The 1,635-nt window shown below is 65.4% G+C and carries 2 protein-coding genes; both read left to right on the forward strand.

Annotated elements, in window-relative coordinates; genetic code table 11:
- The coding region (locus tag ACRCSW_RS08370) for a heavy metal translocating P-type ATPase (protein ID WP_438704169.1) at nucleotides 1–1,322 on the forward strand (1,322 nt) is incomplete at its 5' end.
- 85 nt (nucleotides 1,323–1,407) lie between these two features.
- Nucleotides 1,408–1,635: hypothetical protein (locus ACRCSW_RS08375; protein ID WP_438704170.1), on the forward strand; the 228-nt coding region annotated here is incomplete at its 3' end.

Here is a 1,635-nt window from a genome sequence, read left to right on the forward strand (position 1 = left end):
GGCTGAACAGCGGCGATGCGGTGATGAGCGGATCGACCAATGCCGGGGATGCGTTTGATCTGTCGGCCAAAGCGCTGGCTGCCGACAGCACCTATGCCGGGATCGTGCGGCTGGTAGAAGCTGCCCAAAAGTCGAAAGCGCCGATGTCCCGTCTCGCGGACAGATATTCGCTGGTGTTTCTGGTGCTGACAGTGGGGATTGCCGGGGCGGCGTGGTGGTTCACGGACGACCCCATCCGCGCGGTCGCCGTGCTGGTGGTGGCCACGCCATGCCCGCTGATCCTGGCCGTGCCCGTTGCGCTGACAGCGGGGCTGTCACGCGCAGCCCGGTATGGCGTGCTGATCAAGGGTGCCAAGGCGCTGGAAATGCTGGCACAGGTCCGCACGCTGGTGATGGACAAGACGGGGACGCTGACGGACGGACGGCCGCAGGTCGTGCTGATCGAGGCGTTTGGGGGATATGCCGAGGCCGATGTCCTGCGTCTGGCGGCGGAACTTGATCAGGCGTCAAAGCACCCGATCGCGCGGGCCCTGGTGGCCGACGCCCGCGCGCGCGGCCTGGTGCTGGCGCTGCCTGAAGACGTGCATGAAACGCCGGGTGACGGGGTCGCGGGCCGGGTCGCGGGGCGGTCGGTCATTGTCGGCGGCGAGGCCTTCGTGATGGCGCAGGTGACAGGCGGCGCAGGCGCAACATCCGCCTGCGAAGCCGGTTCGGTTGTCGTGGCCCTTGCGGTCGACGGACAGCTTGCGGGGCGCATCACGATGGCGGATGCCTTGCGGCCCGGCGTGGCGGGGTTCCTTGCCGGATTGCGCGGTCAGGGTGTGCAACGCCTTGTCATGGCGACCGGAGACCGCAAAGCGGTGGCAGCTGCGATCACTGCAGGGCTGGGTCTGGATGCGGTATCGGTCGATCTGACACCGGATCAAAAGGTGCTGCTGGTGCTGACCGAACGCAAGAACGGCCCCGTGATGATGGTGGGGGATGGCGTGAATGACGCACCCGCGCTTGCGGCTGCCGATCTTGGCGTGGCAATGGGTGCCCGCGGTGCGGCGGCAAGTGCCGAGGCCGCCGACGTGGTATTGTTGCTCGACAGGCTGGATCCATTGCTGTCGGGGGTCGAGATCGCGCGCAGGTCGCGCAGCATTGCCGTGCAGAGCGTCTTTGCGGGGATCGGCCTGTCCTGCTGCGGGATGATCGCCGCCGCATTCGGCTATCTGACGCCTGTCGAGGGGGCCGTTCTGCAGGAACTGATCGACATCGCGGTCATCCTGAACGCCCTGCGTGCGCTGCGCATCGTGCCGCGCGCGGGCGGGGCCGGCTGATCCGTGCAATTGGGTTGATCGAAGTCAATCTGCGGATTGCAGGCGCGCCTACAGTCGGTGCGAAGGACAAAGAGGGATACATGCCATGGAAAATGCGACCCTGCTGGTGCTGATGGGCAAATCGGGCCATCCTGCCGATATCGCGGAGCTGGTCGATCTGGCCCGGAAAAACAGGCTGTTCCTGTCGGTTGTGGTGACTGGTGAAGCGCCAGCTTTTCCATATTACGCCAACAGTTTGGGTCACTCTTTTGCCCCGATCATGGCTGTGGACTGGCAGAAGGACTTTGAGGCCGAGAACGCAGAACTGGGCAAA

This window comes from Tabrizicola sp., assembly GCF_051645465.1.
GTDB lineage: Bacteria > Pseudomonadota > Alphaproteobacteria > Rhodobacterales > Rhodobacteraceae > Tabrizicola.